Below are 23,919 nucleotides of genomic sequence, written 5' to 3' on the forward strand. Positions count from 1 at the left end.
GAACATATTCGTTTTATTAATCTTTATTCATCTATAAGTTCTTGAAGTACTTTCCCGTCCGTACTTCCAAGCTCGAGCCCCAAAAGCCTTGCAAATGTGGGGCCTTCGTCAACAAGGTGCATACCGGGCAGTTCTTTATGAGGAACAATCCCTTTTCCCCATGCCATAAAAATCGTATGATAATTTTCTTTTTTGGGAGAGTAGCCATGCGAGCCCCAAGTATACCGTTTTTCTTGCACATCTTCAGTCGTGATGTGATGGATCAAGTCTCCTTCCAGAACATCTTTGAAGTAATAGCCGACCTCAGCTTCCAGCATGAATGCACACGACGGATCGGCGCCCATTGCCCCTGCTTCTTCACCTGTGTATATTTGCTGAATCCCATTAGAAGAGGACCCATGCAGTTCATATAGTAGATGTTTCATCTCGTCTTTAATGGAGGGGTCTTTTATATAAACATAGGCAGAACCGTCGCAGCCTTTACAATAAGCTTTCCAGTCGATTACCCTTCCTTTGGAGTCCAGGGTGATGAACCCTTCATCCTTAAACAAACTATTTAGTTGAATGGCCTTTGTTTCATCAAGTGCGCTGTGATCACCAAGCGCAATGACAGTAGAGTTATGATAGATTCCGGATTCTTTGAGTGCACCGATTATTTTTCCAAGACGATGATCATGGCGGCGGATGGCGGCATCTGCTTCCTGAGATGAAAATCCATGGTAATGCCTCTGTGTATCAAGGTCTGTAAAATGGACAAGAAGCAGATCCGGCTTCTTGTCTTTAATGGTCGCAACAGTCGATTCGAGGACAAAATCATCAAGTTCAGGTTGATTAAGCCCTTTTCTGATATGACCGAACCGGCGGTTCATATCCAACTGATAAAAAGGCGTTCCGTTGAACAAGGAAACCAGGATTTGATTATGCCAGGGGCGGTTGGCGAAAATCTCGGGCATATTGTAATCGATATCCGCTTTTGCAGTGACAGGCCACAAAAGGGCAGCAGTCTTCAAGCCTGCTTTCTTTGCTTCATCATAAAGGGTTGTTCCCTTTACATGACGGCGGTGCCAATACCAGTCCGGAGACACCCTGCCCGGCTGAATGAAGGTATTATTAATGATGCCGTGCCGGTTCGGAAAATTGCCGGTAACAATCGTAGCATGACACGGATAGGTGACGGTCGGATAAATCGATTCGACATTTTTACACAGTGATCCCGTGGAAAGCAGTTCTTTGAAGTGAGGGAGATCCTTAAGTTTGGGATAATCCAGTGCAGATAAACAGTCAAAAGAGATGACGATTAAGTGATCGGTAAGACGAGTCATAAAGTCCTCCATCGTGGTTGATAAGTTTGTACTATATACCTATTAATATAACAGAAGATTCAGAATAGGGAAGTGGTTTTTCCAACTAAGGAAGAGGATGGATCAGAAGATACTTGAACAGTGGATAAATACGCTGGAGCTGGCAAAACTTTCGTTTGGAATACAGGGTTGGCTCTTGAGGAAAAAGGGTAAGGAACATTGATAATATCATAAAAGCGTTATATGATGACAAAGGGCAGATAAAGGATGCCCGGTTCCGTAATTAAATTCGACACTGGGAGTGTAATTATACATTGACCGGTTTATTGATATTGGTTTTTATCATAGTTACTTTTTTTGTTTATTCCATAATAAGTACGATAGTCATAAGGTTGATGAATCTTAAAATCATCAGAAGGGTCCCGCGTGACAGGACGATTGCACTGACATTTGATGATGGGCCGCACCCATCGCATACGAGTGCGCTCCTGGACATGCTCAAAAAACATGGGATCAAAGCCACGTTCTTTGTTGTAGGTGAGCATGCAGTTCAGAATCCCGGACTGATCAAAAGGATGGCGGATGAGGGACATTCTTTGGGTCTGCACCATTACAGACATATCTCCAGCTGGTTCCTGACTCCATGGGGGTTAAAGAAGCAATTGGAGAAGTCAAATGAAGTAATAAGAGGTATAACCGGGGAAGAGACATATCTATATCGTCCGCCCTGGGGACACCTTAACGTATCTTCTTTGCTTTTCGCCAAAAGATACCGCATTATCATTTGGTCACATATTTTCAAGGATTGGAAAGTGAAGGAGTGCAGGGATAATCTGAGCCGCCGCTTGAACCATGCGGATTCTGAAGGGGCGGTGTATGTGCTTCATGACAATGGAGCGACGCTTGGTGCCGATGAGGATGCGCCAAAATATATGTTAGAATGCTTGGATGCATTTATTGAAGATGCACTGGAGAGGAACATCCGGTTCATTTCTCTTGACGATGCATTGTAGTTGAAGGGGTATTGGAATGGGCAGTGAACAAATCATTCATTATATACAAGAATACAGTTATTTCATTATTTTTCTGTTTTTATTCTTTGGCATAGTGGGAATTCCTTCTCCAGAAGAATCCCTGCTGTTCTTGGTCGGGGTTTTGGCTGCCCACGGCCAACTGTCAATGTCATGGGGCATCCTGTTTGCATTCCTGGGAACGTTTGCCGGAATGCTGGCAGGATACTATGCAGGGAAATTTGTCGGATATCCCATCATCAATAAGTATGGGAAATGGGTTGGCCTGACTGAAGATAAGGCAGTTAAATTTGAGGAGCAGTTCACTAAGAATTCGCAGAAGACGCTGATCATCGGTTTTTTTTTGCCCGGTCTGCGCCAGGCTGTTCCTTATTTGTCCGGGATATTTTCGCTGAACATACTGAAATATTCGGTTATCACCGGGGCGGGATCGCTTCTTTGGAGCATGTCATACATCCTTCTGGGGTGGGGGCTCGGAAGTACGTTCCCGATTAATCCAAATTACGTTCCTTATTTAGGGGTGGGACTCCTTGTCATTTTTATCGTGACAACTTTAATCCGGTATATAAGAAAGAAAAGGAAAGGGAGGGGAAAGATTTGAAAATCATCCTATTATCCATGTTCAGTGTACCTACTGGACATGTCAAAGTCGCAGAAGTCATGCAGCAGAAGATAAAAGATAAACATCCGGACGCGGAAGTGAAGATAGTTGATTTCCTGTCTTTCTCAAATCAGTGGCTCGAAAATGCAGTCTCAGGATTCTATTTGAAGTGGATCAAGGCTTTCCCGGAAAGTTATAAAAGGTTTTATGCGCAGTTGATGATGAGCGAAGAATATACAGGTATGTTGAAGAGCTTTTCCGTGTTCTCAATCTATTTCGAAATGAAGCTGAAAAAATTATTGGAAGAAGAAAGCCCATCCCATATCATCTGTACACATTCATTTCCGTCCAGGATTCTTGGGAAGCTGAAGAAAAAATCACCTTCCTTCGTACCGAAAACAGTGAATGTCTACACCGATTTCTTCATCAATGGAGTGTGGGATAAAAAGAATATAGATTATCATATGGTGCCAAGCAGTGAAGCAAAGGATGAATTGATCGGACAGTATTCAATATCGTCAGACCGTATTTTTAACACAGGTGTGCCTGTTTCCAATATCTATAAAGATGGGAAGCCAGTGAAGTCAAAAACAGCAGTATCAGGCAGAAAACATCTCCTGGTTGCAGGCGGGAATAACGGATTATGTGTCCTGAATGAATTTATGATGAATCCTTCAGGGACAGAACATTTTAAATATACTGTCCTTTGCGGGCACAACAGGGAGTTATTCGATCAACTATCGGGAATACCGAATATCATCCCGTTAATGTATATCGAGGATCGTGAAGAGCTGAATGCCATTTATGATTCAGTCGATGCCATCATTACAAAGCCCGGCGGAGTGACGATAACGGAAGTACTGAATAAACGGATACCGATTTTTATCCATGATTATTTGCCGGGACAGGAAGAGGTCAATCTGGAATTCCTGAAGGAAAAGAAGTTGGTCTACTTACTGAATAGCGAGGATCCGCTGGAGATCATTACAAATGTCCTTAAAGATAAACGGGAAATGAATGATTATCTTGTTCGGCTGCAGCAGTATCTGTCTTCGATTTCTACCTGTGTGGATGAAAGTTTGAGTACTCTGCTGAAGGTGAATCAGGAAGACGCGTTAGTGAAACCGTCTCTTAATAATGCCGGCGTTACCAAAACCATATTTAATTAAAAAAATGCCCGTTCCCTGACAATAAGGGAAGGGCATTTGCTTTCTAACTTCACCGGATTTAATTAGTTTTTGATTGTCTTGCCGACTTTGCTGCCGTCTTTTATGTCAATGGTGCCGGAGTATTCGACGGAGTCGATTTCACAGTTTTCCCCGATCACAATATTTTTTCCCCTTACCAGCTTCGCCCTGGTGTTTTCTAGGTAGATTTCGTCTCCTTCTATTAAATCGGATCGAAGGTAATCGTCACGCTGCATGAAAAAATTCACTACCTGCTTGATCAGTTTAGCGGTATGTTCGTTTTTCACCTCAATGATTTCGCCGCCGATCTCCTTGATGAACGATTCATGGCTTATTTTAATATCGATTTTATCGGCACTGAGAAGACTATTGATTTTCACACCGCCCCGTGAGGTGAACTTCTCCACCTCACATTCTTTCTCCACTCTCAGCGCACCGTGGGACCTAAGTTCGCCGCCGTGGACCTTACCTTCTATGTTAGTTGAACCGCTCGAAATGAATTCTTTACAGGTTAAATTCTCAGAAATCCCGCTTGATCCGCTCACTGACATTTTCGCTGCCGTGACAGAACCTTCGATTTTCGTGCTCCCACTTATGGAAATATCCCTTGCCTGGATATTTCCCTCGATCTTCGAAGATCCGCTGCACTTAAACTCTTCAGAGGTGATGTGCCCGTTTATTTTTCCGGATCCTGATATCTTAAGGTCTCTGCACTCGATATCGCCTTGAATGGTTCCGCTTCCGCTGATTCTTACAGAGTTGAACTTACCGCCGCCCGACGAACCCGATCCGCTGATTTTTAAATCGTGCAATTCCTTTTTCTCAACCGTACTCATACTTTATTCCTCCTGTTTATCAATTTATTTCATTCGTTAAAATGATTTTTAATTCTTCAACCATCTGGAGTAAATCAAGCTTCACGATCGTCTCGGCTGACTGGTCTGTCAAAATGCCGGCCTGCAGCGGAACTAACAGCCAAATGACGTTTTCTTGTTTCTTAAGTCCCCTGAGTTCAAATGAAGGACTGATAAATGCATCAAAATCTTTCTGCAAAAAAAGAAAGAGGGTTTTTAAGTCATCTTGATCCAAGCGGCTCTGCACTTTTTCAAGGATGAACATATTCAAAATTTCGGGGAACTCTAATCCATTACCGTCTTTTACAAGGGGGGTGCAGAATGAAATCGTTTCTGGTCGAAGAATCTTTTGCAGCTTCAATGCATCCAGTGATAGTTCAATCTTCGCTGCATTTGGTGAAAAGAAATCTGACAGTTCATCCAGGGAGTGGGTATCTTTCAGTTCTTTCACCTTTTTTATCCGTGCCAGCATTTTTTCTCTTGGAAAGTAAGTTTCCTGACCTGTGAAACTGGATTTCTTAATAAACCACTCTTCAGGAATGACCTGTTTCCGTTTCCAGCGGTAGAGCTGACCATAAGAAATCCCAGTCAGTTCCAACACTTCTTTTTTCGATATCAGATCGTCATCCAAGGAACAATCACCTCAATTCCTTTTGTAACAAAACATTGTTACGTTACTTTATATGAACTATAGCAGAACAATGTTACGGTTGTAAAGGTGTTTCTTCCAGTTTTTGTTTCCGGATAAAAAGAGAAGGCTCGTCCTGGCCTGCATAATGCAGGAGGGACGGACCTTCGTTTTATCTGTTTGGGCGTTTGTTTTCAGGCTGTTTGAGCCAGTATCGGAGTCCTTTACCAGCAAGAGGCTCATCATTGTAACGGGGTATGATGTGAAAGTGGCTGTGAAAAATGAATTGATTTGAGACTTTTCCTGCATTCCATCCGAGGGTGTACCCGTCTGCTTCAAATCTCTCATCAAGATACGTTTTAGCTTTTTGCAGAAGTTCATATGTATCATTCCATTCCTCCCTTGTCAGGGAGAAAGCATCCTGCTTGTGCTTCTTGGGAACAATGACGCCGCATCCTTCCAGAACATCCTGCTGGTGATTATGCTGAAGGAAATAGCATGTGTCATTTTCAAATATGATGTTTTGGCCGGGATCTTCATGCGGGTGGCAGAAGGGGCAGTTATTATCTTGGGTCATGAATGTCACTCCTAATTGTTGGAATATTTGTTTTTTAGATTATACCATGAATTCATTCACAGGAGCGGATACCTAAGCGGTTTTTGCATCATAAAAGAAGGCAGTAACATAACACACCAATCATGCCAAAAAATGTTTAGACCGGAAGGCTTGGGGTAAAGAATGACCATAGCATTTTACATAGTTAAAGAGAGGAATGAGGGAATGAGTTACGAGAATAAAAGCAAAGTGAACGGCAACAGTAAAAATGAACAGCTTGAAGAGTTTCGCGTCGATGACAGCGGAAAGCATCTGACGACCAATCAGGGAGTAAAGGTGTCAGAGGATGAGTTTTCGCTGAAAGCCGGAGAACGCGGTCCTACGTTAATGGAAGATTTCCATTTCCGTGAAAAGATGACTCATTTCGACCATGAACGCATTCCAGAGCGGATCGTCCATGCAAGGGGCTTCGCAGCGCATGGTGAGTTCGAAGTCTATGAATCAATGAAGGAATATACGAAAGCTGGATTTTTACAGGATCCTTCCAGGAAAACACCTGTATTCGTCCGCTTCTCAACGGTAGCAGGAAACAGGGGATCCGCCGAGACGGTAAGGGATGCCCGCGGATTCGCGACGAAATTCTATACGGAAGAAGGGAATTATGACTTGGTGGGAAATAATATTCCTGTCTTCTTCATCCAGGATGCGATCAAGTTCCCGGACCTTGTCCATGCCGTCAAACCGGAGCCGCACAATGAAATGCCCCAGGCAGCAACAGCACACGATACATTCTGGGACTTTATCGCCAATAATCAGGAGTCTGCCCATATGGTCATGTGGGCCATGTCGGACCGGGCAATTCCCCGCAGCTTTCGCATGATGGAAGGATTCGGGGTTCACACTTTCCGATTCGTAAATGAAGAAGGAAAAGCCCACTTCGTCAAATTCCATTGGAAACCGGTTCTCGGAACTCATTCACTCGTATGGGATGAAGCACAAAAAATCAATGGGAAGGATCCCGATTTTCACCGCCGTGACCTGTATGAATCAATTGAGAATGGGGATTATCCTGAATATGAACTCGGAGTGCAGCTGATCAAGGAGGAAGACGAATTCAATTTCGACTTCGATGTACTGGATCCGACGAAGCTTTGGCCGGAAGAAGAAGTACCGGTTAAAATCATCGGGAAGATGACATTGAACAGAAATGTGGATAATGTATTTGCAGAAACGGAGCAGGCAGCTTTCCATCCAGGATCAGTCGTTCCGGGAATTGATTTTTCAAATGATCCCTTACTGCAGGGGCGTCTGTTCTCGTATACAGATACCCAGCTAATACGTCTTGGCGGACCGAACTTCCATGAACTGCCGATCAACCGCCCAGTCTGTCCTTTCCATAATAATCAGCGGGACGGCTATTCACGACATACGATCAATAAAGGCCAGGTGAGCTACCATAAGAACTCACTCGCCCAAAACACGCCGGCACCGGCAAGTGAAGAGGAAGGCGGCTATACCCATTATCAGGAAAAGATGGAAGGCCGCAAAGTACGTAGAAGAAGTGAAAGTTTCAAAGATCATTTCTCCCAGGCAACCTTGTTCTGGAACAGCATGAGTGAAGCCGAGAAAGAACACATCATAGACGCCTTCAGCTTTGAACTCGGTAAAGTCATGAGCAAATCCGTTCAGCAGCAGGTTGTCGATATGTTCGCACATGTTAGTCTTGAGATGGCAAAAGGATTTGCAGAAGCAATCGGAGCCAAGGTTCCAGAAGGGCCGGGCTCGACAGTAACGAAATCTTCTCCTGCGCTGAGTCAGGAGAATACGGTTAAGAGACCTCATACACGCAAGGTTGGAGTCATTGTTTCGAGCGGCTTCAGCGGCAGTGAAGTCACTAAAGCGCTGAAAGAATTGAAAGAAGAAGGCCTGCAGCCCGAAATCATCAGCAGCAAATTGGGAGTGGTTAAAAGCGGTGAAGGGGAAGAACTCGAAGTGGATCATACCTTCCTGACATGCGACTCCGTTCTGTTCGACAGTATCTACGTTGCCGGCGGAAAAGAGCTCGATAAGAAGTTCAAGCAGGACACTTCCTATTTTGTAAAAGAAGCCTTTGTACACTTCAAGCCTATCGGGGCGACCCATGAAGGGGTTACTTTATTGAAAGACATCGGCATTGGACAATGTTCAGGAGTAGTGACTGGAGAGAGGATGGACACATTTACTTCTGATTTCATTGAAGCGATTGCAGCCCATCGTCACTGGGATCGAGAAATCGTCTGATTAAGAAAAATTTGAAATAAAGGCTGGGACAAAAGTGTTTTAGTATAAGTAAAACCCGGACTACTTGCATTTTAATCAGCAAAGTAGTCCGGGTTTTTAATTTGTTTAATAACAATTTGTTTTTGCTCTTTCTAGCGGTTGATTGGAGTGCAAGACGTAGACTCCTAAAAGAAATGCGTAATGGCTTTGCCCGGAGGAGGGTGGCATAAGCCCTGCATCTGGACAATTCCTTCCAATAAGAGAGGCACGGGCTACCCGCGGAAACAGAAGTCTTGCACGGAAATCAAAAACGGGTTTAGAACTTAAACTACCACAATCCTATTAATTCCCCGTTCAATTTATTCCAATGGCACCCTACTAATCCATTCACCCATTTTAATAGATACTAGTTATGTATAACAAACGCTAACGCAAGGACAACCATAGTATATTAAAGAAATGAACAAGGAGGTGGATATTCATGCCAAAAGGTCCAGCTCACCATGCTGCTGCAGAAGAGTTTGATTTCTTTAAGCTTCTTCTAGTCTTGCTAGTAGTGGCCTTCCTCATCACATTAGGTGTTGCCCCGATCGCAGCATTAATTATCGGGATTGCTCTACTGCTCATCCTAGCTATCAGCGCACTATTTTAATTTCAGATGAATGATGGAAAGCGGTTTGCACAGCCGCTTTCTATATACTCATAGTAATAGAAAGGAGGAATATACATGGATAATAAAAATATGATAGAAGAACTCTATAAACTCATTCAGGAACAAGTCAAGAAAGAAGACGGGCAATTATCCATCGAGTCGGCACTTGAAATGATGACATCCGCGATTAAAGAGAATGAACTGAATAAAGAACTGAAGGATCATTCCGATTCTCTAAAAACTCACCTTGAATCCATCATGCCGGAGAACCTTAAGGGAATGGAGCCACTGAAAGATAAAGCGGCAGCATTTTTGAAGGGCGATTCACTTAATACAGATGCGCTTCAGCAACTGATGAACGGCGTTCTCAACAATGATGTTTTTAAGCAGCAGCTCAGCCAATTGACGACTGGTAAAGAACTTGACGCGAAGTCGCTGATGAATGGCTTCAGCTCTATGCTTCAGGGGAATGGAGGGACAGGGAACCTCATCCCGATGAACCTATTGAACCTGGTCCAGGGCATGGATCTTATGAAACTGATTGATGGAGCAGCAGTACGTCGTAAAAATAAATCAAAGAATATTCAGGTTCAAAACAATGACAGTAAAGAAAATAGTAAAAATGAAAACATCAAATCCAAACAAAAAACATCCATAAATAATTCGTACAAAGTTGACTACGAATATGATGAATGTGATTTGTGGTATTAAACAGGGGGGAAGCTGGCCGAACTTTAAGCCAGCTTTTATGTTTTTACATAGAATCAAAAGTTTCGACTAAAAATTTCCGTAAACAAAAATCTTGAAAGTCAAAAAAGGTCAAATTATAATATAGTCATAAGGTCAAAGAAAGTCAAAGTCAAGCAACGACATCCTGACCTTCAACCAAATGAATCAAATGTTAACTATATAAAAAGGAAACCAATAGGAGGTAATACTGTATGAAATGTCAAGTATGTCATCAGAACCAGGCAACAGTTGAAGTGTACAAAAGAGTCAACAACCATAAGACAAGAATGCAGATGTGTATGGAATGCTTCCAACAACAGCAATCAAAAACTCCTTCCGGCTTACATGGCGGTTTTCCGTTTGATGAATTGTTCAAAGGCATGAGCATGGGGGGAGCCCAGCCGCACGCTTTCGGATCAAATCAACAGGAGCTAAAAACGGAAACCGGCGGTAATGGCGGCGGTATTCTTGATCAATTCGGCCGCAACGTAACCCATGCAGCGAAGGCGGGTCTGATCGATCCTGTCATCGGAAGGGATAAAGAAGTAGAGCGTGTCATTGAAATCCTGAACCGCCGTAATAAGAACAACCCTGTACTCATCGGTGAGCCGGGTGTCGGTAAAACAGCAATCGCAGAAGGGCTGGCATTGAAAATCGTTGGCGGGGATGTACCGGCCAAGCTGTTAAACAAAGAAGTATATGTTATGGACGTAGCTTCACTGACTGCCGGTACCGGAGTCCGCGGGTCGTTTGAAGAACGATTGAAAGCCATCATCAGCGAACTCCAAAACCGCAAGAATGTCATGTTATTCATCGATGAAATCCATCAGCTGGTCGGAGCGGGGTCTGCGGAAGGTTCCATGGATGCAGGCAATATTTTAAAACCTGCACTTGCCCGGGGCGAGCTTCAGGTAATCGGTGCGACAACACTCAAGGAATACCGTCAAATTGAAAAAGACGCGGCTCTTGAACGCCGATTCCAGCCTGTAATGGTAAATGAACCGACTCCCGAACAGTCCATCGACATCCTGAAGGGACTGCGAAGTAAATATGAGGAATATCATGGAGTCAAATATTCAGATGAAACGATTGAGGCATGCGTGAAATTGTCTCACCGCTACATCCAAGATCGTTTCCTTCCGGATAAAGCGATCGACTTGATGGACGAAGCGGGTGCTAAAATGAACCTTCAGTCAGAAGGGAAAGATACATCTGCACTTCATCAGAAATTGGAAGAAATCCATGCAATGAAAGAGCAGGCTACCAAGGAAGAGCGTTACGAAGAAGCAGCAAAACTGCGTGACCGGGAACAAGAAATTGAAAAGCAGCTCGGGAACCGTGATGCCAAGGAGAAAGCGTCAGTAGGACCAGATTTGATCCAGTCAATCATTGAAGCGAAGACGGGCATTCCAGTCGGAAAGCTTCAAAGTGATGATAAAAAACGATTGAAAGAGCTTGAAATGAACCTTTCAAATAAAGTAATCGGGCAGGCAGAGGCAGTGAAAAAGGTAGCGAAAGCGATCCGCCGCAGCCGGGCAGGCTTAAAGGCGAAGCACCGTCCGATCGGTACATTCTTATTCGTGGGACCGACTGGCGTCGGTAAGACAGAATTGACGAAGACGCTGGCTGAGGAACTATTCGGGTCCAAAGACAGTATGCTCCGACTGGACATGAGTGAATATATGGAGAAACACTCCGTATCCAAACTGATCGGTTCACCTCCGGGTTATGTAGGTCATGAAGAATCCGGCCAATTGACTGAAAAAGTAAGAAGGAACCCTTATTCAATCATTCTGCTGGACGAAATCGAGAAAGCTCATCCAGATGTTCAGCATATGTTCCTTCAGATCCTTGAAGACGGCCGTTTGACAGACAGCCAGGGAAGAACCGTGAGCTTCAAAGATACTGTCATCATCATGACAAGTAATGCAGGTGTGACGAATGTCAAGGAAGCTGTCGTAGGGTTTGCAACCGGCGGCACGGATGCCGTGAAGGAAACGAATATCCTTCAATCACTTGGTTCTTACTTCAAGCCGGAATTCCTGAATCGTTTTGACAGTATCATTGAATTCCAGTCACTTCATAAAGAAGAGCTTCTTCAAATACTTGATTTGATGCTAGCAGATCTTCAACAAGAATTGAATGATCAAAGCATTACAGTAAATTTCGAAAAAGAAGCAAAGGATAAGCTGGTCGAACTGGGCTATCATCCTGAATTTGGAGCCCGTCCATTGCGCCGGGTAATCCAGGAGCAGGTAGAGGATAAAATCGCCGATCTGCTTCTCGAGGAAGAAGAAGTAAAACAAGTGACGGTCACTCTTAAAAATGATGAAATCACTGTTAAGTAAAACTGGAAATAAAAAAGCGTGATCCCATTTTCAAAGGGATCACGTTTTTATTTTCAGCTTGCACGCTTGAAGAAAAGAGCTTGTTATTTAAATTCGACGGCAGCCAGAACCTTGTCGATTGCCTGTGCGACTCCGTGATCAGTATTGATGCCTGTGACCCAGTCGGCGGCTTCCTTCACTGCATCCTGTGCATTTCCCATCGCCACTCCAAAACCTGATTCCCGAATCATGGCTATATCATTCATACTGTCACCGACCGCCATGACTTCTTCCATGGACAAGTCCAGCCGTTCACATACCTTTACAAGTGCAGCCGCTTTATTCACGCCAGCGGGATTGATTTCAATATTCGTCGGACTGGAATTGGTAATTTCGAGTGCTTCATTTTTCAACAATTCATCCATCACCACTTTACGCACTTCATCGTCTTGGATATCGAAGCCGAACTTCAGCCAATTATAAGCATCTATTTCCTGATCGAAAGGGTTGTGGGTATTGAATATGCCTTGTGTGGTCGATGACCAGAAGTATACATCATGTTTTTCCTTTAATCCCCACAGTGCTTTTACAAGTTCGGTATCTAGATGGGTACTGTCCACCAGATTGTATTCATGATCGTAAATTTCCCCGCCATTCACCGTTATTAAATAGGAAGAACGGCCAAGGTGGTCGGAAATATCCCTGCAATTACGAAGAGAACGCCCTGTACTCAAAACCACATGGATTCCCTTTTCTTTTGCCCTCTGTATGGCTTTTTCATTTTCCGGGGAAACCTCGCCCTCATGATTGACAAGCGTCCCATCCATATCAAGCGCAATTAATTTAATCGTCATTACTTATCACGTCCTCTCAAATTTGCTACTGTTTAGTTTAATATAAAAGTATAGAATAGTGTAGGAAAGAGACTTTACCTGCCTCTTTCTTTCATCCTCTATTACTATTGCATATAATCAGGAAGACTAAACATATCAATTGTGAAGGAGTAAAAATCATTTGGAACGTTTCACAGAAAAAGCCATAGCCATCATTAAATCCATTCCTTTCGGGAAAGTCATGACCTACGGCCAGATAGCCGCATACGCAGGAAGTCCAAGAGGAGCCAGGCAAGTGGTAAGAATCCTTCATTCAATGAGCAGCAAACATGACCTCCCCTGGCACCGGGTAGTCAACAGCGAAGGAAAAATCGGCTTCAAAGACGAGGGACAATACAATCACCAACAACACCTCCTTCTATCAGAAGGTGTACTCTTAAATGAAAAAGGTAAAATAGATTTGGAACTATATCTACATCAACCTTTTACTACGGCAGAAGAATTATGAAGGGTCCCCCCCCCCCCGGAAAGCGTAGTCTTGCACGGAAATCAAAAGCGGAATTAGAGTTGAATTTAAATAAAATGTGAAAACTCATACGGTATTGCGGTATAATTTACCTATATAAAAATGTGAGGAAAGATCCAGATATGATTAGTGATCTAGTAATAAATATTTCGCTCTTAATGTCGTTTACTTTTGTGTGGCATCAATTGTTCAGAAAAAACAGGCTGACCATGAGCTCACCATTCTACATAAAAATAGTCGATGGCATACTGGCAGGTTTACTTGGTGTCATCCTTATGCACTACAGCATCGGTGTCAACAATATCACGATCCTTGATCTCAGGCACATCCCGGTCATTCTGGTAGCGTTTTATGGAGGTTTCCTGCCGACGATCATATCTGCTGTCGTCATCATCATAGGCCGTTTCCTCATTGATGTGAACTTCTCTTCTTATGTGGCGCTGTATATGATAGCTGCCATTGCAGTTGGAGCGGGCTTGATTGTGAGGTATATGAAAGGCGGACCTTGGAAAAGGTGGACCGCTCTGCTCCTTTACAGTCAATTGATTTTCTCTGCTGCGCTTTATATCGTCGTTGATGATTACAGCACCGTGCTGGATTATGCCTTGTTTCACATTGTCAGTACACTCATCGGGGGGTATCTGACGCTGTATTTCGTTGATTATATTAGAAAAACGAGCGAACGCTATTATCAATATAAAGAAAATGCCCAGCGGGATGCGCTTACTGGCATCTATAATGTCCGCTCGTTTGACGCCCATTATAACCGCATTGTCAAAGAAGCGATCGAGGAAAATGAAACATGCGCAATATGCCTGATTGATGTTGATCATTTCAAGCAGATCAATGATACTTATGGCCATCAGGCGGGAGATGAAGTATTAAAACAACTTGCGGAATTATTAAGCAGATTGACGAGATCGGGTGACATTTTATCCCGGAATGGGGGAGAGGAATTTTCGCTTCTCCTTCCTAAATGTACGGTAGAGCATGCAAAAGAAATTGCAGGCAGGGTTAGGGAAGCAGTATTTAAACAAGGGTTTCTTCTGCCGGATCAGACGAAACTCCAATTGTCTGTATCCATAGGGGTTTCAGCGTTCAATCCTGTGGAAGAGAAAGGAGAGGCCCTTTTTCACGATGCTGATGAAGCCCTTTACAAAGCCAAACAAAATGGCAGAAATATCGTCTGTACGAGCTGGGAATGCTCGTACAAATAAAGAAAGCGTTACTTCACAACAGGAGAAGTAACGCTTTTTATCGATTCAGCTGCGATTTTTTATTTTCTTCAACCACTTTTTCTGTTTCATACCGGTAATGAGATAACCTGCCAGCCCAATTGCTGAAACTGCTGTGCCCCCTTGCCAAAGGATTTCTGTATCTGCCTGAAAGCCATAGCTGAAAAAGATCATTCCTGTGACGAAGAGGATAAAAGCATGTTTCTTTTGATTTTCGTAAAGAGTAAAACGGAAATTCTTTATCTGCTGATCATCCTTTTGTATAATCAATCGATCGGGAATTTCAATCAGTTGACGGACTTTATGGATTCCCTGGAATAAAGGCTGAGATCCTATCCATTTAAGGAGCAGGTCCCATTTGCTGCGATCAGTGGTTTTTACCCATTTGAGAAAAGCAGGCTTCATGATATCCAGTGTTTCTTTTTCAGGGCAGAGGGTATAAACAAGCCCTTCTACCGTGGCAAACGATCGGCCAAGGAAAATGAAGCGGGTCGGGACCTGTATGGGCAGGGTCTTCATCATATCGTTCATCTCTTTTTTTACAGAAATCAGATCCATCTGTTTGAATTGTTCCATGTCGATCGATACAAATTCCTCCAGCAGTCTTTCAATGCTCTTAAGGTCTGCTTCCGGTAATAAGAACCCTAATTGTGAAAGAGCTTGTGCTGCTTTATGGTAGTCTTTCAACAAGATTCCTTCGAGCAGTTGTTGAAAATGAACAGAGTCGCGCTTCGTGATCTCACCGACCATTCCGAAGTCCAATAAAACAAAGGTTCCATCAGGCTGAATCAATATGTTCCCTGCGTGAGGGTCTGCATGGAATGTACCGGCCTCAAGCCATTGCGGAAGGAACAGCTGGAATAAACGCTGACCTAGTTTTTCGCCTTCCAGGCCGAAACCTGAAATCCGGACAGTGTCGTTAAGACGCACACCCTCCACCCATTCCATGACCAGTACTTTATCTGTACACAGCTCAGGATAGACATTAGGGATTTTAACACCGGGGTGTTCACTGAATCTTTGTCTGAACGTAATAGCCGTGTTCATTTCTTTATAGAAATCAAGCTCTTGTTTGATAACCTGTTTCAGTTCTTTATAGAGCATCTTAAAATTGATAAATCCTTTTGGGATCGGTGCGAAATGTCTTACAAACCATAGAATAATGGAAAGCGATCTGAAGTCGGTCTTGACCAGTGAAGGAATTTCAGGACGCTGAACTTTAACTGCCACCGATGTCCCGTCTGTAAGGCAGGCTTTATACACCTCTCCTATTGAAGCTGAAGCTACTGCGCTCTTATCAATCGTTTCCAGCTTCGTCTTGACAGGAGACTTCCACTCCGATTCCAGCACCTTGTCTATTTCTTCCCATGGAGAAGGCGGGACATGGTCCACCAGATCTTTAATTTGATCGACAAAGCTTTTGGGCAGCAAGTCTTCTCGTATACTCATCAGCTGCCCTACCTTGATCAGAACCCCGTTCAGCTCAAACAGCGTTGTTTTAAACTCATGCCCGATCCTTTCCCACAATCCGTCTTTCTCTGCTTCCGATTTTCCCCTCAGGTTATACCAGTACGTCCTGAAGACAATCGACACAGCAAGCGAAATGATCTTCCACATCCTCCAAAGCTTATTATGTGATTTCATGTCCTATCCTCCATGCGAAATCTTTCTGTATCATTCAATATCAATCCAAGTCTATTGTAATTACTCTTACAATAACTGAAATGAAAAGAAAGAGGAAGGTAATATGTGGTAAAATTCAGATAGTACTAATATCTAAAAGCGTAAGTTGGTATGGAGAGGATGGAGTTATACAGATGTTTATTAAAGTCTATGAATATCATATCCAGCCGGATAAAGAAACAGAGTACTTGGAAATTCAGGGAAAGGCGGGGGGAATCTACAGCCGCCATTTAGACTCCCATACACTTCATCTTAAAAGCAGGGAAGATCCTTCGAAGTGGATGGAAATCAGCCGCTATAGAAACGAAGAAGAGTACGAGAGAAGCATCCAGTTAATCAATCAAGATGAAGAAATCCAATCCTTATTTAAATTATTTCAGGCTGTGCTCGTTTCTGAAAAAAAGGAGATCAGGGAGGAGAATTTCCATATAGTGAAAGAGAGGGGCGAGAAATTGAGTGTAGAAACGAATCACGAACAAAGAGATTTGAAATTAATCAGCGAACGGGACAAAATCAAGGAATCTATAAAAAAAGACCTGGAAAAAGATAAACATATACTCGCCTTTTTCTACGGCGGATCAATGGCTAGAGGCGATCACGATCGTTATTCCGATCTTGATTTAAGGATTGTAGTTAACGATGAAATGTATGAAGAATACAGAAAAAACAAAAAGGAACGGGCAGAGCGATGGGGGGATGTCTTATTTTACGAGGATTTTCCATGGGCGATGCATACGGTAGCACACTATAAAAGCTTTGTGAAGGTGGACGCTTTTTACTATAAGCAAGAAGATTTGAGGCCTTCCCACTATCTAAAAGAAGAAACACAGATAGAATATGATCCGTATGGAATCGTCACTGCAGTCAGTGAACAATCAAGAGACCTTTATTATGAACCTTCCCTGATAGAATTCGAATCGTGGAGAAGTAAATTCTTTGCCCACATGCATGAAGTCTACAGGAGGGTGATGAGGGGAGAACTTTATTATGCCCTGCACTCACTGGATATGATGAGATGGTCTGTTGCCTCCGGCTGGAATATGGTAAGCGGCAGACAGCCGAATGCTCCTGGGGATTGGTCGAAGTATGAAGGGGAAAGGTCTCCCTTAGATCAGAGGGAGCAGGAACTACTGGCAGGTTGGAACACCAGAAGGGATCCAGAGGGAATTCTTGAAGTGATGAAGAATATCGCGATGGAATTCAAGAGCGTACATAGCCGCCTCTCTGCATTGCTTGGATTAGATGAGCAGGCAGAGTGGGTGGAAGAGGTTGTGAATATGGTAGTGTAAGCTTAACTTGATTTCAGAGTCAATTTTACTCTAGATGAAGGACTTTTCAAAAGGCATGATGTCCAAATTTGGAAAAGTCCCATCCCCTTTTAAGTGAGAATTTTGACAGCTTTTTGAACTGTGCCAATGTCTATTGCATACAGGATGTGGAAGGAGTATATTATAAGTGTAAAGTAAATGTGAAACATTTCACAAATAAATCGCAAGATCAGCTGATTAAATGAATTCTTTTTTACTTGTAATTGTGAAACATTTCACAATAAACCACAAGGAGATGAACCATCATGAAATGGTGGCATAATGAAAAAGTTAGTGTTGTATGGACAGTGTTCAGGATTTGGCTTGGTATCAAATGGCTTGAAGCAGGCTGGCATAAGATACAGGATGGATTTGACGCAAGCGGCTTCCTGCAGGGGGCGATTGCCAAGGCCGCAGGAGAAAATCCGGCGGTGCAGGGCTGGTATGCAGAGTTTCTCAAAGAATTTGCTGTACCGAACGTTGAGTTGTTCAACATCCTTATTCCGTGGGGAGAGGTTCTTGCAGGTTTAGGGTTGATTACCGGGCTGATGACAATTCCGGCATTGGTCGCGGCTGCATTCATGAATCTGAACTTCCTCATGGCAGGTACAGTGAGCACGAATCCGATTCTTCTGACTGTCGCAGTTATCCTGCTCTTTACAGGAAAAGGAGCATACTACTGGGGCGCAGATCATTGGGTGATTCCTTATTTGAAACAGAACTTCTTCCATAAAAAAGGAGGCCAGCCTAAGAAGGCGGTCGTCGTTTGAATAGAAAGGATGAAGCCGCCCGGAATTAATCCCGGGCGGCTTCTTTTGAAATCCTCACGCCACTGATTTTAACCGTGAGGGGCTGCTATTGGTTTTTCTTTACACGTGCACGCTGGTTTGCTGCATTAGCGCGGGCTTGTGCTTCCATATCAGCCTGATCGGCAAGTTCTCTTGAGAACTCTTCGTCCACACCGTCTGATTTTAACGCAGCCGGCGTCTGTGGAAGGCTGTTTTGGTTTTTATCGTGTTTTTTATGTCCTCGAGATCTGCCCAATACAAACATCCCCTTTTTGTCAGGTTAAAAAACAAAAGTACAAGCATCACGTTGAAGTGAACTTGTACCTTTATTTTTTATCAAAAGGGGAACTTTTAGTTAGGTAATATTTGCTTACGTATGACGTTTGGGGCTGAATCCCGCTGCACGGTCAGCTCTTTTGAATTCCTTTGAATAATTGACTTCTTGCATACTTGACAGTTTCGACCTGTTTTTGTCTTTCTTCTGTTTATTATCCATTCTATGTACTTCCCTTCTTTCAAGATTTAGTATCATTTTTACCTTGAAGAGAAGGGGGCATACCTATTTCGAATGATAAATATTCACAAGTGCGCTTTCAAGTTCGGGATATTCGAATTGAAAGCCGTTCTCTGAAAGGACGCCCGGCAGCACTTTCTGACCTTCCAATACAAGCTGGCTCATTTCACCCATTGCAATTTTCAGGGCAAATGGAGGGACCGGTATCCAGTGGGGTCTGCCTAATACACTTCCAAGAGTGATCCCGAATTCTTTCATTCTATGCGGCGTGGGGGCCGTAACATTTACCGGGCCTGATACCTCGCCGTGTTCTGCTGAAAAGCGTATGGCCCTCGCAACATCGTCAATATGAACCCAGGACATCCACTGGTCGCCGGGTAAAACCGTGCCCCCTGCAAATAATTTATAAGGAAGGGCCATCCGGGGAAGGGCGCCATCTTCTTCGCCGAGAATGATGCCAAATCGGGTATAGACGACCCTGAAACCTGCTTTTTCAGCTTTCGCAGCTTCGTTTTCCCATATTTGAACCGTTTCTCCTAGGAAATCATCTGCTTTCTCAGTAGACGCTTCCGTATATGTGTTTTCTTTAGACGAAGGATAGAATCCGATTGCGCTTGCGTTGATGAGACATGCCGGCGGATGAGACAGATTCTTCATGATATTGATGACTTCCTGCGTCGATGTAATACGGCTGTTTATGATCCGCTTCTTCCGTTCATCAGTCCATCTGCCGCTGTTGATCGATTCACCCGCAAGATTAATGAAAACTTCCGTGCCTTCAAGTTCATCCTGTGGATGAGAGTCGTCTGTCAGCCATTTCACATAGGTGACTCCCCGTCGTTTTTTATATTTTTCAGGGCTCCTTGTCAATATGACAACTTCATGATCGTGGTCCAGCAGCTCCCGGGTCACTGCCTGCCCGACAAACCCCGTTCCTCCGGTAATGGCAATTTTCATGATTATCCCTCCAGTTATAGTTATTATTTTACCTATTTGCAGAATTAAAAACATATTCGGATGTGTTACATTAAGAAGGAGGTGGAAAATATGGGTGTCATTACGAAAATCACGAAGCAAGTGAAGAATGATGAAAGATATAACTTATTTATAGACGGCAAGTATGCGTTCAGCGTTGATGAAGTGGTGCTAGCCAAATTCGGCCTGAGAAAAGGGCTGGAAGTTGATGAGCTTGAAATTTCTGAAGTACAGTATGAAGATGATGTGAAAAAAGCAATGAACAAGGCGATTCACTTTTTGTCCTACAGAATGAGGACAGAAAAAGAAATCCGCGATCATTTGAAGGACAGTGAGTTAGATGGAGCCATTATCGGGGAAGTCATCCATAAACTAGAGGATATGAAGTATATTGATGATTTAGAATTCGCGAAGGCTTTCACAGGGACCCAGATCAATACTTCTGACAAAGGCCCGGGCTGGATAAGAGGGGAATTATACCGGAAAGGTGTCGATGATCCATATATTGAAGAGGCACTCGATGCTTTTACGTTTGAAATGCAGGTGGACAAAGCAGCAGCCATTTCAGAGAAACTCATGAAGAAGTACAGGAAAGATTCGTTTATGATCGCCAAACAGAAAATCGAACAGAACCTGCAGCGCAAAGGCTATCCCGGCGCAGTGATGAAAATCGTTTGGGAGACAATCGATACAGATCGCGATACGGACGAACAGTGGGATGCCCTTTATCACCAGGGACAGAAAGCTCACAGAAGGCTGTCATCCAAATATGAGGGCTATGAGTATGAACATAGAATGAAACAGACCTTGTACCGGAAAGGATTCGCGATTGAAAAGATAGAACGCCTTCTGGAAGTGTTAAAAGAAGAGGAATAGAGGCATCGGAAAAACGGAAGAAAAGTCGAGGGGGCCCTCGACTTTTTTACGTTCACTTTTTTGACTCGATGATGATTTCATCATTCAATTTGTATTTTTCTACGATGATTTCCGCAATTTCAACCGGAGAGCGCAATCGGGAGCGGTCGCTGATATGGTCGCTTTCATCCCAGAAAGGGGTATTCATCCCGCCCATATAGGCATTGACGACCCTCAGCCTCGAATCTTCATATTCCTTTTGAAGGCTCTCCCCAAATCCTCTTAGTGCGAACTTGCTTGCCACATAAAGCGATTCATTCTTTTTTCCTCTCAGCCCGGCAGTGGAGATGACATTGATAACAGTCGTTCCCCCCTCCACCAATTGTGACAGAAGTGCTTTAGTTATACGGATAGGGCCAAGGACATTGGTTTCAAACATGGCCTCCAGTTCATCATCACCGGTGTTTGCAAATGGGCCAAAGTAGCCGACTCCTGCATTATGTATCAACAGTCCAAGGTCGTCTTGAAGAAGTTCTGTGGAGCAAACCTGTTCAATTTCACGTGGTGAACGTACATCAAGAACCGCATAGGAGACTTCGCCGCCAGCCCTTCTTATTTCTCCGGCAGCTTCTTCAAGATTTTCTTTCGTACGCCCGAGCAGAACGATATGATAGTCCTTTGACAGCAGCTTTCCCAGTTCTTTCCCAAGACCGGTGCCGCCCCCTGTAATGATCGCTTTTTTCATGATGGATCGTCCTTTCTGATTCTGATTTATTGATGAAATCTTATGATGGCTATTTACCTGCGTGATTAAACAACTCAGCCTATCCACTTTCCTTATTGTATCATTTTATCTATACTAATCAGTAGTAGAGGTGATGAGAACATGGAACAGCAAGAAAGAAGATACAGCGAAATGTCGCAGCATGAACTGCAGCAGGAAATCGCAAACCTGAAAGAAAAAGCAAGAAAAGCAGAGCAGCTGGGAATCGTCAATGAATTCGCAGTACTTGAACGCAAAGCGCTCATGGCGCAAGCATATCTGAAGAATCCTGAAGACTATGAACCCGGCGGCATTTATCCAATTGAAGGGGATCCCGGTGTATTCTTTAAGATAGACTATCTGAACGGAGTATTTGCATGGGGGTACCGTTTGGGCGGAGATGGAAAGGAAGAGGCACTGCCGATTTCCCTGCTGAAATCTGACAAAAAATAAAAAAATCAAGACCCGTTCCCCGCCGCTTGAAGCGATGAGTGACGGGTCTTGACAGGTTATGAACGCTTACGTGTTTCAGCTTCCAGAATAATCATGTTCTGGGTTTGTGTGGTTTGTCCATTTGCCTGCGAGTGGGCATGCTTCGGATTATAGAATGCCTTGTTAAACGGACTGCTGTACTTATTTCGGTTGAAATTATTTTTCATGTTTCCCATCGTAACTACCCCCTAAAAAAGTGAACTTCGTTAGATTGAGTCTTGCTTTCTTTTTCCTGAAGACGCCATGCGTTCTTGAGGATGGGTATTGATGGTGCCATTGGCCCTTTTGGATGCATACTCAGCTTTCGCTCTCGGCTCCCCTTCGAACTTATTATTGTTCATGTTCGGGAACCCTGTTGTTTTATTACGCATAATCTGCCTCCTAAAAGGTTTTATACTTTCACACCGTGAAAAAGCAAAGGCTTCCACTAAGCTTGGCCACGTACTAATAGTATGGTTTGAACGCTGTACATTATCATAAAAACTAATGGAAAAGGAGGAGATGAAATGGAGTCTACATTCCACGAACTCACTGAATTGTTACTTGAAAAAAATAAGGAGCTTTCATATGAGAAGGCAAGAACCTGGGTTGAACTTGTATGGGAGGATTTTGAAACGACTTATGCCAAAGCAGGCTATGAATATCAAGGAAAAGAAATGACGGAAAAGGTGGTACGCCAATGGATTACGAACTACGGTGCCCGTATTCATGAATTCGCTGCCAGGAACCCGAAATATAAACACTTGCTTGATGATTCCGGCAAAGACGGCGATATGATCCATTAGAGATTTAGGGGCGTACCTTTTTGTATAAGGCACGTCCCTTGGTGTGTTAATCAATCAATATGTCGATGTCGACTTTCTTACGGAGTTTTTCCTCGCTGAAGACCCAGCCGGTATAAGAGCTGACGACATTCATGTCTTTGTCGAGCTGTACAAGTGCTACGAACGGATAATGCCCGTTATTGCGATAACGGAGATCGATGAAGCGCACTTCATAATGATCGTCGTATTCATCCACTTCCCACCGGTAAACAGGGGAGAAGGACAAGAATGCTGCCAGGTTTTTATCCTTTTTTGCAGCCGTGATGACCGGCAGATCCGGAACAGGGATCCGCTTAAATTCGTCAAAAATCGTAATCGATCGCCTGAAGGCCCTCGCCACATAATATTTTTCCTTCGTCACAACCGCAAGCCTCCATTGGAAGAAGCGGATGGTAGGGGAGACGATGATCTTTTCGGCTTCGGGTATTCTTCTTTTCACAGCATTTTTAACGGCTTTTTGAACCTGGAACCTGAGGACATAATAGGCGAAAATGACAATATACATCACAAGGAATGTCCTTCCAGGCGGAAAACCAAGCCCCCAAAGGCCAAGTCCGAAGACATGGATGATGAAAATTGGAAGGTCAAAAGTGTTGATCACACCTAAAGCGACCCATTTCGAGGAAATCGGCCTCAGGGCCTGTGTGCCGTATGCGTTGAATATGTCGACAAATACATGCAGGAAAACGGCAATAAACGTCCAAATCCATAAATGAAGCAGATTTGCTTCAGGAAAAAAAGGGTAGATGCATCCGACGATAAGGAGGGGCCACAATAATACAGCCGGGATACTATGTGTGATTCCTCGGTGATGCCGGATATAGACGGCATTGTTCCGCAGTTTCAACACAGTATCGATGTCAGGGATCTGAGAACCAACGACCGCAGCTATAAGGACGCTCGCAGAAGTGGCACTGCTTTCGGCAACTGCCGGGTCAAGCGTGGCCAACCCTCCAAGGGCAAACCCCATAACGATATGAGTACCTGTATCCAAAAAAA

General features: G+C 43.7%; 27 protein-coding genes. 14 read left to right on the forward strand and 13 right to left on the reverse strand.

The genetic code is table 11. The features are described 5' to 3' along the window. Positions 1 to 23 precede the first annotated feature (23 nt). Entirely contained in the window at positions 24 to 1,322 is a 1,299-nt protein-coding gene (locus tag BHE18_RS19830) for an alkaline phosphatase family protein (protein ID WP_071620227.1), read from the reverse strand. Positions 1,323 to 1,696: 374 nt separating this feature from the next. Here BHE18_RS19830 and BHE18_RS19835 point away from each other — a divergent pair, with 374 nt between their 5' ends. Genes BHE18_RS19835 through BHE18_RS19845 form a run of 3 tightly spaced genes read left to right on the forward strand, consistent with a single transcriptional unit; the run spans position 1,697 to position 4,102 of the window. Then, the gene (locus BHE18_RS19835; protein ID WP_141771943.1) at positions 1,697 to 2,314 is read left to right on the forward strand and encodes a polysaccharide deacetylase family protein; all 618 of its coding nucleotides are present in this window, start codon (positions 1,697 to 1,699) and stop codon (positions 2,312 to 2,314) included. 16 nt (positions 2,315 to 2,330) lie between these two features. Then, positions 2,331 to 2,933 carry a DedA family protein gene (locus tag BHE18_RS19840; RefSeq protein ID WP_071620228.1) on the forward strand — a complete coding sequence of 201 codons (603 nt, stop codon included), beginning with the start codon at positions 2,331 to 2,333 and terminating at the stop codon, positions 2,931 to 2,933. Then, positions 2,930 to 4,102: an MGDG synthase family glycosyltransferase gene (locus BHE18_RS19845; protein WP_071620229.1), complete on the forward strand. Its 1,173-nt coding sequence runs from the start codon at positions 2,930 to 2,932 to the stop codon at positions 4,100 to 4,102. The genes BHE18_RS19840 and BHE18_RS19845 overlap by 4 nt, the downstream gene beginning before the upstream one ends. Before the next feature lie 62 nt (positions 4,103 to 4,164). Here the strand turns inward: BHE18_RS19845 and BHE18_RS19850 are convergent, their stop codons facing one another. The 3 genes from BHE18_RS19850 to BHE18_RS19860 all read right to left on the reverse strand — a co-directional run bounded on the left by BHE18_RS19850 (position 4,165) and on the right by BHE18_RS19860 (position 6,179). Beyond that, the gene (locus BHE18_RS19850) at positions 4,165 to 4,956 is read right to left on the reverse strand and encodes a polymer-forming cytoskeletal protein (protein ID WP_071620230.1); all 792 of its coding nucleotides are present in this window, start codon (positions 4,954 to 4,956) and stop codon (positions 4,165 to 4,167) included. Positions 4,957 to 4,975: 19 nt separating this feature from the next. Continuing rightward, a complete protein-coding gene (locus tag BHE18_RS19855) occupies positions 4,976 to 5,605 on the reverse strand; it encodes a DUF4004 family protein (protein WP_071620231.1) in 630 nt (209 codons plus the stop codon). A gap of 169 nt (positions 5,606 to 5,774) precedes the next feature. Beyond that, complete coding sequence (locus BHE18_RS19860; RefSeq protein ID WP_071620232.1) at positions 5,775 to 6,179, reverse strand: HIT family protein; 405 nt, start codon at positions 6,177 to 6,179, stop codon at positions 5,775 to 5,777. A 204-nt stretch (positions 6,180 to 6,383) separates the two neighbouring features. On the opposite strand from BHE18_RS19860, the gene BHE18_RS19865 reads away from it, so the two are divergent. From BHE18_RS19865 to BHE18_RS19875, 4 genes are all read left to right on the forward strand, one after another. Further along, positions 6,384 to 8,438, forward strand: a complete 2,055-nt coding sequence (locus BHE18_RS19865; protein WP_071620233.1) for a catalase — start codon at positions 6,384 to 6,386, stop codon at positions 8,436 to 8,438. Between the two features lie 460 nt (positions 8,439 to 8,898). Next, positions 8,899 to 9,069: a hypothetical protein gene (locus BHE18_RS23350; protein ID WP_171910757.1), complete on the forward strand. Its 171-nt coding sequence runs from the start codon at positions 8,899 to 8,901 to the stop codon at positions 9,067 to 9,069. Between the two features lie 75 nt (positions 9,070 to 9,144). Next, entirely contained in the window at positions 9,145 to 9,780 is a 636-nt protein-coding gene (locus tag BHE18_RS19870) for a hypothetical protein (protein WP_071620234.1), read from the forward strand. 230 nt (positions 9,781 to 10,010) lie between these two features. Continuing rightward, complete coding sequence (locus BHE18_RS19875) at positions 10,011 to 12,146, forward strand: ATP-dependent Clp protease ATP-binding subunit (RefSeq protein ID WP_071620235.1); 2,136 nt, start codon at positions 10,011 to 10,013, stop codon at positions 12,144 to 12,146. An 83-nt stretch (positions 12,147 to 12,229) separates the two neighbouring features. Here the strand turns inward: BHE18_RS19875 and BHE18_RS19880 are convergent, their stop codons facing one another. Next, positions 12,230 to 12,979: a Cof-type HAD-IIB family hydrolase gene (locus tag BHE18_RS19880; RefSeq protein ID WP_071620236.1), complete on the reverse strand. Its 750-nt coding sequence runs from the start codon at positions 12,977 to 12,979 to the stop codon at positions 12,230 to 12,232. 160 nt (positions 12,980 to 13,139) lie between these two features. On the opposite strand from BHE18_RS19880, the gene BHE18_RS19885 reads away from it, so the two are divergent. Together BHE18_RS19885 and BHE18_RS19890 are read left to right on the forward strand one after the other, a co-directional pair. Further along, positions 13,140 to 13,466: an MGMT family protein gene (locus tag BHE18_RS19885; protein WP_071620237.1), complete on the forward strand. Its 327-nt coding sequence runs from the start codon at positions 13,140 to 13,142 to the stop codon at positions 13,464 to 13,466. A gap of 227 nt (positions 13,467 to 13,693) precedes the next feature. After that, on the forward strand, positions 13,694 to 14,701 hold the full coding sequence (locus BHE18_RS19890; RefSeq protein ID WP_171910758.1) for a GGDEF domain-containing protein: 1,008 nt from the start codon (positions 13,694 to 13,696) through the stop codon (positions 14,699 to 14,701). A 45-nt stretch (positions 14,702 to 14,746) separates the two neighbouring features. On the opposite strand, the gene BHE18_RS19895 is transcribed toward BHE18_RS19890, so the two are convergent. Beyond that, complete coding sequence (locus BHE18_RS19895) at positions 14,747 to 16,363, reverse strand: ABC1 kinase family protein (protein WP_071620239.1); 1,617 nt, start codon at positions 16,361 to 16,363, stop codon at positions 14,747 to 14,749. Positions 16,364 to 16,536: 173 nt separating this feature from the next. Between BHE18_RS19895 and BHE18_RS19900 the strand changes: the two genes are divergently transcribed. Further along, complete coding sequence (locus BHE18_RS19900) at positions 16,537 to 17,691, forward strand: nucleotidyltransferase domain-containing protein (protein ID WP_235860387.1); 1,155 nt, start codon at positions 16,537 to 16,539, stop codon at positions 17,689 to 17,691. 284 nt (positions 17,692 to 17,975) lie between these two features. Further along, on the forward strand, positions 17,976 to 18,479 hold the full coding sequence (locus BHE18_RS19905; RefSeq protein WP_071620240.1) for a DoxX family protein: 504 nt from the start codon (positions 17,976 to 17,978) through the stop codon (positions 18,477 to 18,479). 85 nt (positions 18,480 to 18,564) lie between these two features. Here BHE18_RS19905 and BHE18_RS19910 read toward each other — a convergent pair whose 3' ends face one another. The 3 genes from BHE18_RS19910 to BHE18_RS19920 all read right to left on the reverse strand — a co-directional run bounded on the left by BHE18_RS19910 (position 18,565) and on the right by BHE18_RS19920 (position 19,968). Next, entirely contained in the window at positions 18,565 to 18,753 is a 189-nt protein-coding gene (locus BHE18_RS19910; protein WP_032086296.1) for a YfhD family protein, read from the reverse strand. 114 nt (positions 18,754 to 18,867) lie between these two features. Further along, entirely contained in the window at positions 18,868 to 18,993 is a 126-nt protein-coding gene (locus BHE18_RS19915) for a YfhE family protein (RefSeq protein ID WP_071620241.1), read from the reverse strand. A 63-nt stretch (positions 18,994 to 19,056) separates the two neighbouring features. Beyond that, positions 19,057 to 19,968, reverse strand: coding sequence for a TIGR01777 family oxidoreductase (locus BHE18_RS19920; protein ID WP_071620242.1), 912 nt, complete (start codon positions 19,966 to 19,968; stop codon positions 19,057 to 19,059). A 90-nt stretch (positions 19,969 to 20,058) separates the two neighbouring features. Between BHE18_RS19920 and recX the strand changes: the two genes are divergently transcribed. Beyond that, entirely contained in the window at positions 20,059 to 20,862 is an 804-nt protein-coding gene (recX, locus tag BHE18_RS19925; RefSeq protein ID WP_071620243.1) for a recombination regulator RecX, read from the forward strand. A gap of 52 nt (positions 20,863 to 20,914) precedes the next feature. Here the strand turns inward: recX and BHE18_RS19930 are convergent, their stop codons facing one another. Further along, entirely contained in the window at positions 20,915 to 21,586 is a 672-nt protein-coding gene (locus tag BHE18_RS19930) for an SDR family NAD(P)-dependent oxidoreductase (protein ID WP_071620244.1), read from the reverse strand. 141 nt (positions 21,587 to 21,727) lie between these two features. Here BHE18_RS19930 and BHE18_RS19935 point away from each other — a divergent pair, with 141 nt between their 5' ends. Then, positions 21,728 to 22,057, forward strand: a complete 330-nt coding sequence (locus BHE18_RS19935) for a YfhH family protein (protein WP_071620245.1) — start codon at positions 21,728 to 21,730, stop codon at positions 22,055 to 22,057. Positions 22,058 to 22,113: 56 nt separating this feature from the next. On the opposite strand, the gene BHE18_RS19940 is transcribed toward BHE18_RS19935, so the two are convergent. Next, positions 22,114 to 22,272, reverse strand: coding sequence for a YpzG family protein (locus BHE18_RS19940; protein ID WP_071620246.1), 159 nt, complete (start codon positions 22,270 to 22,272; stop codon positions 22,114 to 22,116). Between the two features lie 30 nt (positions 22,273 to 22,302). Beyond that, positions 22,303 to 22,467, reverse strand: a complete 165-nt coding sequence (locus BHE18_RS19945; protein WP_032086301.1) for a small, acid-soluble spore protein K — start codon at positions 22,465 to 22,467, stop codon at positions 22,303 to 22,305. A gap of 135 nt (positions 22,468 to 22,602) precedes the next feature. Between BHE18_RS19945 and BHE18_RS19950 the strand changes: the two genes are divergently transcribed. After that, a complete protein-coding gene (locus BHE18_RS19950) occupies positions 22,603 to 22,881 on the forward strand; it encodes a YfhJ family protein (RefSeq protein ID WP_071620247.1) in 279 nt (92 codons plus the stop codon). Positions 22,882 to 22,927: 46 nt separating this feature from the next. Here the strand turns inward: BHE18_RS19950 and BHE18_RS19955 are convergent, their stop codons facing one another. Then, positions 22,928 to 23,914 (reverse strand): metal-dependent hydrolase, encoded by a 987-nt coding sequence (locus tag BHE18_RS19955; protein ID WP_071620248.1) that lies wholly within the window; start codon positions 23,912 to 23,914, stop codon positions 22,928 to 22,930. Positions 23,915 to 23,919 lie beyond the last annotated feature (5 nt).

Source organism: Rossellomorea aquimaris (assembly GCF_001877785.1).
In the GTDB taxonomy this organism is placed as follows: domain Bacteria; phylum Bacillota; class Bacilli; order Bacillales; family Bacillaceae_B; genus Rossellomorea; species Rossellomorea aquimaris_A.